The following is a 16,427-nucleotide window of genomic DNA, read 5'->3' on the forward strand; positions in this document are numbered from 1 at the left end:
GCTTGGCGCCTCTCCTGCAGCAATGCCGGTCCCTGAGCTGCCGACAGCTTTGCAAAAAGGCGTGATTGATGCGGCGTTTATTCCTTGGGAAATCATTCCACCGCTGAAAATTCAGGAACAGACCGAGTATCAGATCGAAGGTGCTGGCAAAGCACGGTTTGGTACTTCTGTCTTCCAGGTTTCCATGAACAAAGATCGCTGGGAAGGGTTACCTGAAGACATTCAGAAGGCTTTCCGTGATGCATCTGGTCCTGAATGGTGGGCAAAGGTTGGTGAAGTTTGGCGTGCGACAGATGACTTTGGCATCGGCCTCGCTGTAAAGTCAGGCAACAAACACATCACTCTTTCTGAAGAAGAAACAGCTGTCTTTAGAGAAGCTCTGGCTCCGGTCGTTGATAAATGGACCTCAGAAGTCGCCAAAAAAGGCATTGATGGCAACGCGATTGTTGCAAAAGCACAGGCATTGATTTCCAAGCACAGCGAGTAGCTATGGGCGCCTTTCAAAAACTCGGACGCACCGGCATTGCCGGTGCATTCGAAAAACTTATTGTAGCATGGGCACTTACCGGCGGTGTGGTTCTGCTGGCGGTGGTCGCGATAAACATCTACTCCACCCTTGGCAACATATGGGCAGCTCCCTTTCCCGGGGATTTCGAGCTCACTGAGATCGGCGTTGCTATCGCAGTCTTTTCCTTCCTGCCCTTCTGTCAGATCACCGATGCCAATGTCACAGCGGACATTTTCACCAGTAAGGCTGGACCTCGTTTGAAAGCGTTTCTGGCGTTAATCGCATCGCTGATTGCGTTTGGGTTTGGGTTGCTGCTGTTGTGGCGGATGTACCATGGTATGTCTGATCAAAGAGAGTACGATTACACCACTGCAATTTTGCAGATTCCCGTTTGGTATGCGTATGTCCCTGTTTTGATTTCGCTTTTTCTTCTGAGCATTGGGGCGATTATTACGCTGAGTGAAAACACCAGAGATCTGACTCGGAGAACCTGATGGCGGAAAGTCTTTTCATGGGCTTTGGAGCCCTCGCCATTTTGGTGTTCCTCATTGTCATTCGTATCCCGATTGCCTACGCGATGATTCTTGTTGGCGGCGTTGGGATTGCGCTCGTCAACGGCCCAATGCTGCTACTTAGTCAGTTGAAAACATTGGCATATGGCCAGTTCGCCATTTACGATCTCTCCGTCATTCCGCTGTTTATTCTGATGGGTGCGCTCGCCTCAAAAACCGGCTTGAGCCAGTCCCTGTTCAGAGCGGCCAATGCATGGCTTGGCTGGATGAAGGGCGGCACGGCTATGGCAGCAATTGCCTCCTGTGCCGGGTTTGGCGCTGTTTGCGGATCATCACTCGCGACCGCCTCAACCATGGGCAAAGTCGCTCTGCCAGAGCTGAAGCGTTATAATTATTCAGGTGCTTTAGCCACCGGCACGCTCGCAGCTGGCGGAGTTCTGGGAATTCTCATCCCGCCAAGCGTTGTTTTGATCATCTATGCGGTGATCGTGGAGGCGAACATCGTTACTATGTTCGTTGCTGCGTTTATTCCGGGTATTTTGGCCGTTCTTTTGTTCCTCGCGGTGATCGCGCTCTACGTTTTCGTCAGTCCCTCATCTGGCCCTGCAGGTGGTGCCGGAACCCGAGAAGAGTTCCTCGCAGCCTCCCTCGGCGTGCTGCCTGTACTGACCGTTTTCGGACTTGTCATCGGCGGCATCTATTTCGGCTTCTACAATCCAACACCAGCAGCTGCTGTGGGTGTGTTTCTCGTCATGATGTTTGGACTGCTCCAGCGCAATCTGTCCCTCAGCGATATGATCGAGGCGCTGAAGGAGACAGCAGCGACTTCTGGCATGATCTATCTGATCCTGCTGGGTGCGGAACTGCTCAAGATCTTCATGTCCCGCATTGGCTTGCCGCAGGAGACGGCAGCGTGGATTGCAGGCTCCGGTTTGGAACCCATGACCGTGATGCTGCTGATCCTGTTGGCACTCATTGCGCTTGGTTGTCTGATGGACAGCATGTCCATGATGTTGCTGGTCATCCCGTTCTTCTGGCCTGTGCTTATGGAGCTGAACGGCGGCATGTATCAGGGCGCTGACGGCGCTGGGTACGGAATGAGCACCGAGGACCTGAAAATCTGGTTCGGAATTCTGGCGCTGATCGTCGTCGAGCTTGGGCTGATTACACCGCCAGTGGGCATGAATGTCTTCGTGATTTCAGCTTTGGCAAAAGACACACCGATGATCCAGACCTTCAAAGGTGTTGCGCCGTTCTTTGGCGCGGAGCTGGTGCGTGTCGCAATTCTGGTGAGCTTCCCAGCGCTAACCCTTTGGCTGCCCAGAGTGCTTTCCTAAATGCAAAACGACAGGTTGTCTTGGCCGCATTGATTGCTGAGACAACCGAATGGATCAAAGCGCTCTGATAGCAATTTTGCTATAATTTCTGCCTATAAATCAATTTTACATATCAATCATAAACAGCAACACTGAACACTATTCAAACGTGTATTCGCAATCCATTTTACTTCTGACTTAGCGCATACCCCATTGCCGCGATCTGCCAGATGTTTTGAACCTAAGGAATTTTTCATGACCCACCATAGAGATCGTACTCAGGTTGCGATTATCGGCGGCGGTCCTGCTGGTTTATTACTCTCTCACATCCTGAGCGAAAACGGCGTGGACAGCGTTGTCCTGGAACAGCGCAGTAAAGACTATGTTCTCTCTCGCATTCGTGCTGGTCTTTTAGAGACCGGCACTGTCCAACTGCTCCGCGATTATGGCCTTGCGGAGCGTATGGATAAGAATGGTAAGAGCAAAAGAGGCTCATGGATTACGCGGCAGGGCTTTGAAAGTCATTTCATTGATACGCACAAATGGACCGGCAAGGAGATGATGGTCTACGGCCAGACCGACATCACCGAAGACCTGTATGACGCCCGCGAACGTGCTGGCGGCAACATCATCAACGAAGCCACTGACGTGACCCTTCATGATGTGACCTCTGACAAGCCTTCTGTGACCTACATGAAGGACGGGCAGACCTGTCATCTGGACTGCGACTACATTGCTGGTTGTGACGGGTTCCACGGTGTCAGCCGCAAGACTATTCCTGACGACATTTTGCGCACCTACGAGCGGGCTTATCCGTTTGGCTGGCTTGGCATCATGGCGGAAGTGCCCCCCCTGCCGGATTTGGTCTATGCCTATCATGAGCGTGGGTTTGCACTTGCTTCGCAGCGCAACCGCCTGCTCAGCCGCTATTACATTCAGTGCCCGCTGACAGACAGTGTTATGGACTGGTCCGATGAGCGGTTCTGGGAAGAGCTGATCGCCCGCTTCCCTGCGGATGTGGCGTCAGATATCGTCACCGGACCCTCTATTGAAAAATCCATCGCGCCACTCCGCAGCTTCGTGGCTGAACCAATGCAATACGGACGTATGTTCCTCGCAGGCGATGCAGCTCACATTGTGCCACCAACCGGAGCGAAGGGGCTCAATCTCGCAGCCTCTGATGTGTTCTATCTCTCACGCGGATTGATTGAACAGATCAAGAGCAATCACTCCGCTCATCTGGAGCGTTATTCCGAGCTGGCGTTGCGCCGTGTGTGGAGCTCTGAGAATTTCTCGTGGCGGATGACGCAGCTGTTGCATGTGTTTCCGGAGATGAACGGGTTTGATGCGAAAATCCAGCAAAACAGCTACGAGCTGCTGCTGCAAAATGAGACCCATCAGCGGGCCTTGGCAGAAGAATATGTTGGTTTGCCATTTGAAGAGCTGGATGCGCTGACCTTGTCAGCAGCTTAAAGCAGTTCGCATTTAGGTTGAAACACCTGAACTGCTTTAGCCTTTGTTTTTGCGTATCTTTATCCGAAAACAGGTTCCCACTTTTCGGAGATGCGCTGTAGTCCAGCAATTGGAGAGAGGTCCATCCCTCTCCCCCCACCACGAGAACGCGGCTTACTATTCTGTTTTGTCAGCAATTTCAACAATCGCTGCGGCAAAGGCCTCAGGGTTTTCTTGCGGCAGGTTATGTCCTGTACCCTCGACGAGACGCGCCTCATAATATCCGTTGAAGTTTGTTTCGTGCCCTTTGCTGTGCCGCGGTGGGCTTACGCCATCATTGGCACCAAGCAATGCAATGGCTGGTACATTGATCTTCGGCTGCGCGGTGAGCAGAACCTCGATCTTCTCAAAAGCAGGATCTCCCTCAACCAGCCCAAAACGGTGTCTGTAGGAGTGGATGACAGTCTCAACGAAATCAGGATTGTCAAAGCTCTCGGCGGTTTCACGGAAGGTTCGGCGAGAAAACTCCCAGGTGGGTGACCATTGCTGCCAGAGCATTTTTGTCAGCTCTTCGCGGTTCTCAGTCAGACCATTGCGGCCACGTTCACTCTGGAAATAGTACTGATACCACCAGAGCTGTTCCTCCTCAGGCGAGGCAGGTCGGTAGGCTGCAGGAATGTTCTGGATGTTGTAGGCCACCCCGCCACTCACAAGCCCCCTCACCTTTTCCGGCCAGAGGGCTGCGGCGATACAGGCTGCCCGACCACCCCAGTCATAGCCCGCAACAATCGCCTGCGGCAGCTCCAAAGCCACCATCAGTGACCGCAGATCAAAGGCCAATGCGCCTTGCTGACCGGAGCGCGGCGTTTGCGAAGACAGATATTGGGTAGGCCCGTAGCCACGCAAGTAAGGGATGATGCATCGAAAACCGCGATTGGCGAGAATAACGGAGACTTCGTCATAGCTGCGCACATCATAGGGAAAGCCATGAAGCAGAACAGCTGGAACACCTGATTTCGGCCCAACATCCATATAGGCGATGTTCAGCACCCCGGCTTCAATAAACTTCATATGTACAGTCCCCTATATCGCGCGGTCCCTTGCGCAACACTATAGATCAGGCCTGCTATGAGAAAGTAATAAACTTTCATACTCAAAAGCCTCCGAACAGCCAAAATCGCCTGTTCGGTATGCCGAAAGACCCGAGCTGATATTCAAAAAGCCTTCAATACTCCAATTAACTCTGACAAAGACTGTATTTCTGCATCAGCTCGTATGGGAAGATCTTTGGGCCAGATAGCACCATTCGGAAACCAAACGGATTTCATTCCAACTGTTTGGGCCCCGGAAACATCAGCCGTTGGAGAGTCGCCAACAAAGACGCAATCCTCAGTCCGAACTGATAGATTTCCAGCTGCAAGTTGAAAAATCTTCGCATCTGGTTTTCGCAACCCAACTGCCTCTGAGATAATGTAGTCGTCGGCGAGCCGGTCCAAATTTAGAGCCAGAAGAGACCTCAACTGTATGTCGGTCCTTCCGTTAGTGACAATTCCGATTTTTGCACCCAAGGCCCTGATTTCACTAAACGCCTCGTTAAGTCCCTCAAACGGCATCGCAAATCGCCATGCGTTTCGCATGTAGTGATCGTATAACTCAGCTGCGAGATTTTGGTCGTCTATTCCAAACTCTTTGAATAGCGTTTGGTACACTTTATATTTTGACGACCTCCCCCGATTGTCGAGCTCCAACAAAAGAGCCACGACATGAGAAGGAGTCGGGAACACGTTCGGGTACTGTTTGTTTAACTGGTCTTCTGCGAACGCCTTCAAGGAAGACGTGCGAGCAAAAAGCGTTTCATCAAGATCAAATATTACTGCAGAAATCATAGCTGGACTGTGAACACCTTAACGGCAGTTCGTCAAGTTTCGCTTTGGCCACACTCCGCCTGCCCAAGCATACCAGTTGTTGGAGATGGTCAATTCAGGATGACGCTTTATTACTCAGTGTGAGATTTTTTGGCTTCGCAACATCAGCAAGGAGGAAGCCATTCTGCAAACTCACATTTAAGACGGGCAACTTCCTCTGCATTTTGCATGAAGCAATCGAAGCCGCCGTCATAGGGTGCAAATATGCGCGATGTTTCCCGGTTCATGAGCAGAAACCGCTCTTCATCCTGTGCTGCATCTTTAAGGGCTTCGCGATAGACCTCAGGAAACCAGCGCACCTCATTGCCGTAAAAGCCTATGGTTTCCTCTTCGCCCCATGGGTCATCCTCATACTTCCATTTGAACCAGTATTTCAGACGAAACTGATCAAGAAGCTTGTGACTGTAAGGGAGAGGATACTTATCGAAATTCGGGAAATACGAGATGAAGAGGCAATTCTGCCCCTCCTTTAAAATACGATTGGCCAGTACTCTGCCTCTGTTAAAGACAATTGCGGCTTCTTCCGGCGTTTCTGCGTATCGCCTTGTATCTGGCAGTGCATGGAACCTGACCCACCTTTCGGGCAGTACATCACGGAGGTAATGGCTATAGGGAGGGAGGTCTCCAAAATAGCCTTTCCATTCATCAATGAACCTTTTCACAATGATACAACCCTGTCTCAACCACTCAGCGGAACCATTGAATAATCAGAGGACACTTAGTTGAGATTGGTTCGAATTTTCCTAGGTAAATAGCTGCAATCCGTTTTGAATTGAGAAGAATTACAGGAACGCCTTCACGCCCTCTGTGCTCAGCATCGCCTTAGAAAAGGCCGCAAAAATGCGGGTGGAAACGGGATTGCTGACAGCTTCAAACTCAGCATGCCACTGAATGCCAAGGAAGAACGCTTTGTCTGGATGATGAAAGGCTTCAATCACGCCGTCCTCAGAAAGAGCATCAAGCACCAGCCCGTCTCCAAGCGCCTCAACCGCTTGTTCGTGCAGAGAGTTTACCTGATGGTCGCCTTCACCAAGGATAGAGTTCAGCAGTCCATCCTCTTCAAGGATGAGCTGATGAGCTGCCCCGTATCTTTGTTTTGGTGGCAGCGTGTAGTCGATGGGGTGGTGCAGCGAAAACTCTTGGTTCGCATAAAGGTCATTTCGGATTGTGCCGCCGAAAGCCACATTCATTTCCTGCATGCCGCGGCAAATTCCAAGCAGTGGCAGGTCATTTTCAAAAGCGGCACGGATCAGCGCAAATGCAGAGGTGTCGCGTTTGTTATCAAACGGGCCATGGCTCTCAAAGGTGCCGTCATTGTTGTAATACGCAGGCTGAATGTTGGAGGCGTCCCCTGTCAGAATAAGCCCGTCCACCAAGGACAGTACATGGGCCAGCTCAGCTTCCCTCAAGAGCGTTGGGATGATGAGAGGGATTGCCCCAACAGCCTGCAATGCGGCTGTCAGGTACTTATCATCAATGGTTTGCGTTCCAAGGCCCGCATCTTCTGAGGAATTCGCCAAAATTCCGACAATGGTTCTTTTATCAGCAGCCACGCTCTGCGGCGTGGTTTTGCCAGTCTTGCTTGTCATAAGCGTATCCCTTCAGGGCACGAAAACTCGCGGCGCACCTACGCGCTCAAAATCAATGGAAGAAAAATTATCGCTTCAGCGATTTTGCGTAATGTGTCTCAATGCGCTGTTGCACAAATTCCAGCATGACCGACATGACCCAGTAGATGATGGAGGCGGTGATCAGCATCTCCAGAATCTTGAAGTCAGACCGTCCCTGCGTTCGTGCAATGAACATGATGTCCCAGACGCCGACAACCGAAACCAGCGAGGAATCCTTGAGCATCGCGATGAACTGGTTGCCCGTTGGCGGCACAATAACCCGCATGGCTTGGGGCAGAATGACTTTTCGAAACGTCAACAAACGCGGCAGGCCCAACGCATCCGCAGCTTCCCATTGCCCAAGTGAGATTGACTGGATGCCAGAGCGGAAAATCTCGGTCATGTACGCCCCATACACCAGCGACAGCGCGATGATTGCTGCCGGGACGGGTGAAATGACGTAGCCAATCTGCGGCAGACCGAGATAGATCAGGAAGAGCTGCACCAGCAACGGCACGCCGCGAAAGTACGAAGTATAAAATGCCCCGACACCTTCAACCACCCCAATGCCAGAGAGCTTTGCGGTGGCACCCAGCAAGGCGAAGATGAAGGCCAGTGTGATCGCAATGGCAGAAACATAGAGCGTGGTGAACGCCCCTGTCGTTATCAGGAAGGGCAGTTTGCGCCCGATAAACTCAAAACTCAGCTCAAAGCTCAGGAAGAACCCGAAAGCACCTGCAGCAAGCAGAAGCCACACAGTGATCAGCTGAGCGCGCCGGGACAGGCTGAGTATGAGAAACCCCAGCCCTGACGCCAGCAGGAAAATCACCATGGATACAGAAAAACGCCCCCACCAGCTGGCAAGTGTTTCTTCACTCATCGCAGGGCGAAGGAATGACCCGATCACGCCTTGATTGAACGCGAGATAAAACGCGATCACAAAGGCCAGTGATCCGAGCGTTGCTGCTGCTTTCAGGCGGGCCGGACCCTGCCTGAAAGCGCCATTGGTGAGTGTGACCATGATCTTACTTAACGCTCACGAGGTCCGCGCCGTGCCATTTCACGGAGAGCTTGGTCAAAGTGCCATCGCTCTTCATGTCCTCAACAATGGAAGCCAGCTTGTCGCTGAGCTCTTTGTCGCCTTTATCAATCGCAATCGCCAGCGGCTCATAAAAGATCGGATCACCCAGCTGTTTGATCGGCAGGCCTTTCTTCATCGCCTGCTGAATAACAGGAACGGACTGCGCCAATGCGTCAAGACGCACGCCGTCACCAAGAGACAGCTCGTCAAACTCGTTGATATCGCTGTAAAGTTTGATTTCACCCGGTGTCACAGCGTATTCGAACGCCGGTGCGCCAACCGCATCAATCTCAAGCTTGTGCTCCAGGTACTTGTGGTAGGTGGACGAGCCAACAACGCCGATCACCTTGCCGTCCAGATCCTTAAGCGATGTTGCCTTGGAGTTTTTGTGAACCGCAAAAGCTGCCGGAGTGTAGTAGTACACGGCAGGGAAATCCAACACCTGTGCGCGGGCTTTTGTTGGGGTCATGGACCCGACAACCATATGCCATCTGCCAGACCAGCGGCCCGCAGTCATGATTTCCCAACCCGGCGTTACAAACTGCACCTCAACACCAAGACGCTTTGCGATCTCTTTGGAAACGTCAATGTCAAAGCCCTGCAGCTGGTTGTCGTCTCCCATAAACGCGTTCGGGCGATAATCAGAGTTAGAGCCCACGAGCAACGTCTTGCTCTTCATGATCCCATCCAGAGCCTCTCCCGCCTGTGCGCTCATGCCAACAACGCTTGCAGAGACAAATAATGCAGCCCCTAAGATGGCTTTTCCGGTATTTTTAAACATCCCAACCCCCAAATTCGTCATTATGACGGATATTTCTCAAAGTTTTAGGCAGTTTATAGGTGCGGGTCAGAGCAAGACAAATCAGTCTGATTGATCCATGTATAGAAAAACTCTATACATAATTCATGGCCATCTCTCGACGTTTCGTCCCGACCCTTCAGGAATTACGCGCACTCGCGGCAGTTGCACGGCACAAATCCATCTCCGCTGCCGCACGGGAACTGAACGTCTCGCAACCAACAGTATCCTATCATATCAAGCAGTTAGAAGAGCGTTGGGATGTTAAGCTGTTCCGCATGAACGGGCGCAATCTGGAGCAGACGGAACTGGTTCAAGATATCCTTTCGGAAGTTTCAGCAATCAACAATGGTATAGAGAACCTCTCATACCTCCTCGCCAGCCAGACCGCACGAAAGCAGCTCACAATTGGCATTGCGCCCTCTCTCGCCTCCATCATGCTGGTCCCACGTCTGGCCCAGTTCTCCGCCTCGCATCCTCATGTGGCGATCCGGATCAGCGCAGCCAATCGCTTCGTTGATTTTGCGGAGGAAAAGCTCGATGTGGCGCTGCGCTTGCTGCCCAAGCCTGAGGGAGATCTCGGCGCGTCCCCACTTATTCCCCTGCCGCACGAGCGGATGCGTGTGGTGTGCTCACCAAACTATCTGGAGACCATCGCAGGAGAGCGTCTGGCACCGCATTCAGCGCCTGTTGAGCTCTTTGCCAAAGCTGATTTCATTCATGAAGATGAGGCCTTCCACTGGCAGAAGTATCTGGAAGCCAGTTGGCCCGACTTTTCCGGCCAGATGGTGCAGCAGCTCACCTTCAACAACACGGACCTTATCTTGCAAAGCGCTATTGCCGGACGTGGCTTTGCCATTCTCAGAGATCTCTATGTCATAGATGCATTGAATGCAGGCACGCTTGTTGAACCGTTTGCTGAGACGCTGCCGTGCCAGCGTGCTTTTCAGTTTGTCTTGCCAGAAACATCTATCCCCTCAGCCCCGGTTTGGGATTTCATCAACTGGCTGAGTGACGAGATGACAAAGATGCAAATCCGCTAAGCAACTTGCCCCCAAAACCATCTGGATAAGATAGTCAAGCTGACACTCATGCTCCCGACATATTGTCAGTTTGCCCACATTGTTGCCGTCAAAGTGCCAAGGAAGTAGTCACTTGACCTCCCATCTGCCCAAAAAACCATCAAGCAAACAAAGAGCTATATTAAAGTTATTATGAATATTTCACTTTAGATCTATACAATAATAATTGATTATGTATTGTCATATTAAATAGATAAAAATCATATAATCACAATAAGCAGATTTTTACATCAATAAATACAACAAAATTAAAATCACTAAACTAAAACAAGGGAACAAACTACTTACATGATGATGAGCAATCAAATTATTCATCCAAACCGCAAATTAATTTACTTATTGCGGCGGAATCGAACTTCGCTATACGAAAGAGATCAGGAGCTCAGCGTCCAGCCCGGCAACATGACCGGACATACATCTCTCGGGAGAACAGGCCTTCAAAAGTAGGCTTGGTCTGACTGCAGAGATATCGTAGGGTGATAGCAGGGCATACCCGTTTAGCGGGTGCCAGCACACTAGCCCAAAGCCAACGGCTGAGCATAGTTATTGTCCTTTTCAGAGCCGAATACGTTCAAGAAACTCTTTTCTTATTGGAAGGAAAAGGATGGACATTCATCAACTCAAAACCTTCGTGACGGTCGCGCGCGAAGGCAGCATAACCAAAGCTTCAGAATTGCTCTTTCGCAGCCAGCCAGCTGTCAGTGCGCATATCAAAAACATGGAAGAGACATTGGGATTAACGCTCTTCCAACGAACACCCCGTGGAATGGCGGTCACCCCCGACGGACAACGCCTCCTCACGGAAGCACATCAGTTGCTGGACCGGCACCAGAAGTTTCTGGAAGAAGCATCGCGGTTACGCGGAAGTCTTGCAGGCAATTTGACCCTCGGCGCTGGCCGCAACTCAAGCACAGGCGTTGTGAGCAATCTGCTTGCGGCCATGTCTCAGGAGTTCCCCGAGGTTGAAGTTGAGCTACAGCACCGCCCCTCTGTGAAGGTGCTGGAAGGCATTCGCAATGGCAGCCTCGACGCCGGATTTTATACGGAAACGGGCGAGGATGACGCCGGGCTCTCCACATTGGAGATCTCCAATTTCTGCGTTTACCTCGCAGCCCCTGCGGACCTTGTACCCGTTGCGGCTGAGGTGAACTGGAAGGCACTTGAAAACGTGCCGTGGATCTACCCAAGCGGAAATTCCTGTTGCGGGCGTGTGGCAAGGGACCTTCTGGACACGCATGGCATCAGGCCCAAGCGGGTGATCAATGTGGATGATGAGGGGGTTACACGTGCTTTGATTGCCAGCGGTGTTGGTATCGGGCTCGTTCATGCCAACTCAACAAACCCTCAAGAGAACCAGGGCGACATCGTCTTGCTCTCGCAGGTGCAAAAATCAGCCCGCGTGTTGTTTGCGCACCTTTCCTGCCGGAAAGAAGACCCGGTGATTGCGGCGGTTCGCTCCATTCTGGCGACAGACAATTGCACGAGCCTTTCGTTTCAGGACGACCGAACACTAGAGGCGGCGCTCATCGCCTCCTGACACTTTCAAAAGAACCAGGTTTGCAAGACTTCAGCTCAGCAATGGGCTGAAGTCGCTGCACCCTGCTTTCCAGTTGGGCGGATGGCTGCTCTGCCCAGTTGGCGTTAAAGACAAAAACAATCCGGAATACTGAGGAATTTTTTAACGCAAACCCATTGTTTAATTCTCATCGGGAGAAGCCACATGCAAAGACTTCTTTACAGCCTCAGCGGAGCCTCCGGGCAACATTACTCCCCGCATGTCTGGAAAATTATGATGTCCCTGAAGCACAAGGGCCTCGATTTTGACCTGAAGCCGGTTTTCTTTGGCGACATTTCCAATATTGAAGACGGATCTTTCACCAGCGTTCCGGTTCTCAACGACCAAGGCAAGCTTTTAGGCGATAGTTTTGAGATCGCCGAGTATCTGGAAGAGACTTATCAGGACGCACCCAGCCTGTTTGATGGCGCTGGCGGTCTCCAGCTTTCCCATTTTGTGGAGAGCTACTGCAAAACCGTCCTGCACCCGACATTGGCGGTGATTGCTGTGATGGATATGTACAACATCATGAATGATGACGACCGCGCCTACTTCCGGCCTGCACGCGAAAAACGGTTCGGAAAACCTCTCGAGGAGGTCTATGCAGGGAGAGACGCTGAACTGAGCACTTTGCCGGAAAAGTTGAACCCTGTGCGCGATCTGCTCACCAATCAGGATTGGTTCGGTGGTGAGAGAGCGATGCATGCAGATTATGTTCTGTTCGGCACCTTGCAGTGGTGCAAAGTGTGTTGCCCAGATCCAATTCTTGCGCCAAGTGACCCTGTCAATTTGTGGTTTGAACGCATGTTGGATCTTCATGATTACATGGGTCGCAAAGCTCTCAGCGAAGCTGTTGCCGCCTAGCGCTGTCTATATTTCGCGCAACTCCAAATTACTAAGCCCTTCAGAAGGCATCGCATTTTTTGCGGTGCCTTCTTTTTATGCAACCGCCTGTATTATCAATAATTTAGAAGCGATAACTTCCGCTGAGGCATTCCTCATCTATCCTGAGGGAAGCCATCAGTTTTTTCAGCTTGTTCAAAGCAAACCTTTCCGGCTCCATAGGGCCACACGAAAAAATATTACTGGACGCGAGGAACAAATTTCACCTCAAGACCGGCAGAGCAAACGGAGATTTATCGGAGTCTGCGCGTGCGACCGCTCTGCCCATGCATAAGAACAACGACAAGCCAACGCAGTTTGTCAGGGGAGCGCCTCGCGCAAATCCTGCATCGGCATTTTTCAGTCTTTCTTCCCAAGTGAAGGATCAGAGAATTTATGGATGCACATATTGAAGCCTCGGACTATTTGGCCAAAGGAACAGCCCCACTGTCCTTTGATTGGGTCCGGCAAGTTCACACTCTAGGGCCGACTGGTACGAACTGCGAGAGAGCAGCTCTGACATGGGTACAACGTCACTGCAAAAACGCTGAGGTCTTTCTTCACCCGACCATGGAAATTGCAGCGGAAGCCGTTGCTCAATGCCGCAAGTCCGTTTTGCTGAGTGTCGTCGCCTACCCGCATCTTCATTCAATTATTTACGAGCACATCGGCCAGCTGAAACTGATGGACGTGTTCATCATGAACACCGACAACATGGTGCTGGCCTCTTCTACTGGCAAAACACCAGCCCTTTGCGCAACGCATCCGGCACCGGAAAAACTGATCCCGGCCTCTATTGAGCGCAAGTACGTCACCAGCAACGCGCAAGCCGCGGCTGTGTGCGCCAAGGGCGAGGCAGATGGCTGCATCACCACGCTGTGCGCCGCCAACGAGTTTTCTCTGACAGTCCTGACAAAGCACGGTCCCGTGCCCATGGGCTTCACCATTCATGGTCCGTTGCAGGCCGCAACACAGACTCAGCCTTCATTCACCAATGATTTTCAAAACCCCAACAGGAGGGAATTTCATGACACAGAAAGCTTATGAAACACCAATCGATATCCGCTACCGCGATACAGATTCAATGGGTCATGTGAGCAGCCCGATCTACTACGATTACATGCAGTCCGCTTATCTGGAATACATGCATGATCTGCTCAAGCTGCCTAAGTCTGAAAAGCTGCCGCACATCATGGTGAAGACCTCTTGTGACTACGTTTCTCAGGCTCTTTACGGCGACCATCTGGTTGTGTTGAGCCGTGTGACAAAGTTTGGCGGCAAGAGCTTTGAGATGCAGCATGAAATGCGTCTTGGTGATGCAGATGGCCGCGTGGTTGCCAATGCAGCTTCCACTCACGTGATGTTTGATTACGAAAAGCAGGCAACCTATCCGGTGCCGGATGAGTTCAAGACTGCGGTTGCAGCTCTGCAAGAACCTGCCGCTCATCATCAGCCAGCTTAAGATCCGTCACTTTTGAAATCTGGAGATCTCTGATGGATCTACAATGGAATGAACGTCAACAGGCTCTGCGAGCAAAGTATGCTCAAATTGGCAGCCAGATTGACCACTCAGAGCTTCACGCTGGCAAGCAGGCATTTGATCAGAACACATGGGACCGGCTTTTAGAAGCCGGTCTCTGGAAGATCATCGTCCCGGCTGAGTATGGCGGTGCAGGCACGGACTGGTGGGACTTTACCGCTGCTCTGGAAGGTCTTGCATGCTCTGTGCGCACGCCGGGTATTCTGCTTTCTGTCATCGCACAGGCAGGCATGGTTCATGCACTCAACCTGTTCGGCACGGAAGCGCAGAAGAAGGACTATCTTGGCCGTATCCTGAAAGGGAAGCTCAGCGCAACTGCGATTGCAGACCCTGATACGGGCACAGATGTGCGCTCCACCTCCTCTGTGCTGACACCGGGACCAAATGAGACGTTCATGCTCAATGGTGCCAAGTACAACATTGCCCATGCGCCCGTGGCGGATTTCACGCTTGTCGTGTGCAAGCTGGATGGTCATGCGCGTGACGGTATCTCGCTCATTTTGCTGGATGCAGGCACCAAGGGCCTTGAAGTTGGCGACTACGACCAGAAACTCGGCAATCTGGATTTGCCAACCGGACCGATGAAGTTCACCAATATACCGCTGCATTACGGTGATCTGCTTGGCGTTCCCGGCAAGGGCCTGCGCAACCTGATCACCTTCGTCTCTCTCGGCAGGCTGTATTACGGTCTGGTTTCGGCATGGATGATTGAGCCGATGCTGAAGGAAGCGATGCGCTACGCTCAGGAGCGTCAGACCTTCGAAGTGCCGGTGCTGGAGTTCCAGTACGTGCAGAAGAAGCTCACCGACATGCGCATCTCCGCAGAATCCGCCAAGTGGACCGCCTATGGCGCACTCCAGCAGCTTCTGTCCGGTGCACCGGAAGCCGGCATGACCTGCTCCATTGCCAAGCTGGTTGGCGCTGAAGCGATCACCAGTGGTGCGATTGACCTGCTCAAGCTCTACGGCACCAAAGGCTATCACCAGGGCGAGGTTTCGACCTTCCTGCGCGATGCACTGGCGTTTTGCGCTGTGGGTGGCACTGAGGAAATGCACCGCCGCAACATCATCAGCCAGATGAAACGGCTGGAGGCGAAAGCGGCAAAAGAAGCAGCGCCCGTGCGCGAAGAACGCTTGCTTGAAACAGCATGATTTGATGCGAGCCCCGATATTGCCGGGGCTTTGCACTCTTTTGCATTTACAGGAGACTTTTATGGAATTCGCCAAAGTCGCATTAGCGGCCACTCTTCTGGCAGCAACAACCGCCGCTCCCACTCTGGCAAAGAATGGTGTTGAGCGGGTGCCAACCAAGATCGATTGGCAAGCAGCCAAAATCGCTGCAAAGCGGTCACTCGCGCGGGATCCAGCCGCCGTGGAAAAGTTCGTTGCCGCTACAACTGGCAAGCTCAGTTACATTGAGCTGCCTGTCCTGATTTTCGGCAGTGATGCGAAGATGGAGACGCCACAGTTCGGAAGCCAGAACTCATCCTATGCTGCGTTTTACGCTCTGGAAGGCGCGCAAATCAGCATTCTGGGGTCTCACAGTGTGCTGACCGGAACGGAAGATCTCACCGAGCATCATAAGGCGACGGCGCATGAGTCCATCGGCAACGGGGCAGACTACAATCTGAACCGCTACGGGGCGCATTACACAATCCGCCTGACCTGCGACAACCCGATCAAAGACACGCGCTGCCGTAAGCCTGATTTTCTTCAAAGCGTCGTTCAGACCCTCCTTGTTGTGAATGGAGCAAACCAATGATGCGATTTATCTATCTCTGTCTGACCCTGACCTTTGGCTTCTCCGCACAGGCGGAAGATGCCTCCCGCTTTATGCAGCCGGGTGACCTGATTGCAGACACCGGTAAAGGTGTTGCAAGCCATGCCATCTTCTTTCCGAACATGCGTTTTCCGGTGGAATCCGGCCCAGCCTATGCTAACTCTCACGCCTATGCACCGGGTGGATTCAAAGCTGACGGCGGGTCCGAGTGTGATCCGGTGAACTATTCCTACCCATGGCGCGATAACTTCTGCGAGTTCCGCAGGGCTGATCTGCCCGTCTGCGCATCGGGCGGCCATCAGGGGCAGGACATTCGCCCGGCATCATGTGAGGCCAGCAAGCACTGGGCCGTTGCAGCAGAAGACGGCATTGTTGCTCATGTAGGT

Annotated in this window: 16 protein-coding genes and 2 pseudogenes; 12 read left to right on the forward strand and 6 right to left on the reverse strand. The window is 52.2% G+C overall.

Annotated features, from left to right (window positions below):
* The 4 genes and pseudogenes from PPL9_RS04280 to pobA all read left to right on the forward strand — a co-directional run.
* A pseudogene (locus PPL9_RS04280) lies at positions 1–487 on the forward strand (C4-dicarboxylate ABC transporter substrate-binding protein); the annotation flags it as partial.
* Positions 488–489: 2 nt separating this feature from the next.
* Complete coding sequence (locus PPL9_RS04285; protein ID WP_057461489.1) at positions 490–1,002, forward strand: TRAP transporter small permease; 513 nt, start codon at positions 490–492, stop codon at positions 1,000–1,002.
* Complete coding sequence (locus PPL9_RS04290; RefSeq protein WP_057461490.1) at positions 1,002–2,357, forward strand: TRAP transporter large permease; 1,356 nt, start codon at positions 1,002–1,004, stop codon at positions 2,355–2,357. The genes PPL9_RS04285 and PPL9_RS04290 overlap by 1 nt, the downstream gene beginning before the upstream one ends.
* 234 nt (positions 2,358–2,591) lie before the next feature.
* A complete protein-coding gene (gene pobA, locus PPL9_RS04295; protein WP_057461491.1) occupies positions 2,592–3,809 on the forward strand; it encodes a 4-hydroxybenzoate 3-monooxygenase in 1,218 nt (405 codons plus the stop codon).
* A 156-nt stretch (positions 3,810–3,965) separates the two neighbouring features.
* On the opposite strand, the gene PPL9_RS04300 is transcribed toward pobA, so the two are convergent.
* From PPL9_RS04300 to PPL9_RS04325, 6 genes are all read right to left on the reverse strand, one after another.
* Positions 3,966–4,859: an alpha/beta hydrolase gene (locus PPL9_RS04300; protein WP_057461492.1), complete on the reverse strand. Its 894-nt coding sequence runs from the start codon at positions 4,857–4,859 to the stop codon at positions 3,966–3,968.
* A 143-nt stretch (positions 4,860–5,002) separates the two neighbouring features.
* Positions 5,003–5,674, reverse strand: a complete 672-nt coding sequence (locus PPL9_RS04305; protein ID WP_057461493.1) for an HAD family hydrolase — start codon at positions 5,672–5,674, stop codon at positions 5,003–5,005.
* A 143-nt stretch (positions 5,675–5,817) separates the two neighbouring features.
* Positions 5,818–6,375, reverse strand: a complete 558-nt coding sequence (locus PPL9_RS04310) for a hypothetical protein (RefSeq protein ID WP_057461494.1) — start codon at positions 6,373–6,375, stop codon at positions 5,818–5,820.
* A gap of 120 nt (positions 6,376–6,495) precedes the next feature.
* Entirely contained in the window at positions 6,496–7,302 is an 807-nt protein-coding gene (locus PPL9_RS04315) for a gamma-glutamyl-gamma-aminobutyrate hydrolase family protein (protein ID WP_057461495.1), read from the reverse strand.
* Positions 7,303–7,369: 67 nt separating this feature from the next.
* Positions 7,370–8,344, reverse strand: a complete 975-nt coding sequence (locus PPL9_RS04320; protein WP_057461496.1) for an amino acid ABC transporter permease — start codon at positions 8,342–8,344, stop codon at positions 7,370–7,372.
* A 4-nt stretch (positions 8,345–8,348) separates the two neighbouring features.
* On the reverse strand, positions 8,349–9,185 hold the full coding sequence (locus PPL9_RS04325) for a transporter substrate-binding domain-containing protein (protein WP_057461497.1): 837 nt from the start codon (positions 9,183–9,185) through the stop codon (positions 8,349–8,351).
* Between the two features lie 125 nt (positions 9,186–9,310).
* On the opposite strand from PPL9_RS04325, the gene PPL9_RS04330 reads away from it, so the two are divergent.
* From PPL9_RS04330 to PPL9_RS31085, 8 genes and pseudogenes are all read left to right on the forward strand, one after another.
* On the forward strand, positions 9,311–10,246 hold the full coding sequence (locus PPL9_RS04330; protein ID WP_057461498.1) for a LysR substrate-binding domain-containing protein: 936 nt from the start codon (positions 9,311–9,313) through the stop codon (positions 10,244–10,246).
* 643 nt (positions 10,247–10,889) lie between these two features.
* Positions 10,890–11,822 carry a LysR family transcriptional regulator gene (locus tag PPL9_RS04335; protein ID WP_057461499.1) on the forward strand — a complete coding sequence of 311 codons (933 nt, stop codon included), beginning with the start codon at positions 10,890–10,892 and terminating at the stop codon, positions 11,820–11,822.
* Positions 11,823–12,005: 183 nt separating this feature from the next.
* On the forward strand, positions 12,006–12,704 hold the full coding sequence (locus PPL9_RS04340; protein WP_057461500.1) for a glutathione S-transferase family protein: 699 nt from the start codon (positions 12,006–12,008) through the stop codon (positions 12,702–12,704).
* A 414-nt stretch (positions 12,705–13,118) separates the two neighbouring features.
* On the forward strand, positions 13,119–13,769 hold the full coding sequence (locus tag PPL9_RS04345; RefSeq protein ID WP_057461501.1) for a prephenate dehydratase: 651 nt from the start codon (positions 13,119–13,121) through the stop codon (positions 13,767–13,769).
* A complete protein-coding gene (locus tag PPL9_RS04350) occupies positions 13,750–14,184 on the forward strand; it encodes a thioesterase family protein (protein ID WP_057461502.1) in 435 nt (144 codons plus the stop codon). The genes PPL9_RS04345 and PPL9_RS04350 overlap by 20 nt, the downstream gene beginning before the upstream one ends.
* Before the next feature lie 32 nt (positions 14,185–14,216).
* A complete protein-coding gene (locus PPL9_RS04355; protein WP_057461503.1) occupies positions 14,217–15,413 on the forward strand; it encodes an acyl-CoA dehydrogenase family protein in 1,197 nt (398 codons plus the stop codon).
* A 61-nt stretch (positions 15,414–15,474) separates the two neighbouring features.
* On the forward strand, positions 15,475–16,023 hold the full coding sequence (locus tag PPL9_RS04360; RefSeq protein ID WP_057461504.1) for a hypothetical protein: 549 nt from the start codon (positions 15,475–15,477) through the stop codon (positions 16,021–16,023).
* Positions 16,020–16,427 (forward strand): annotated as a pseudogene (locus tag PPL9_RS31085) (M23 family peptidase); the annotation flags it as partial. The gene PPL9_RS04360 and the pseudogene PPL9_RS31085, both read left to right, overlap by 4 nt.

This window comes from Pseudovibrio sp. POLY-S9 (genome assembly GCF_001431305.1).
Lineage (GTDB): Bacteria > Pseudomonadota > Alphaproteobacteria > Rhizobiales > Stappiaceae > Pseudovibrio.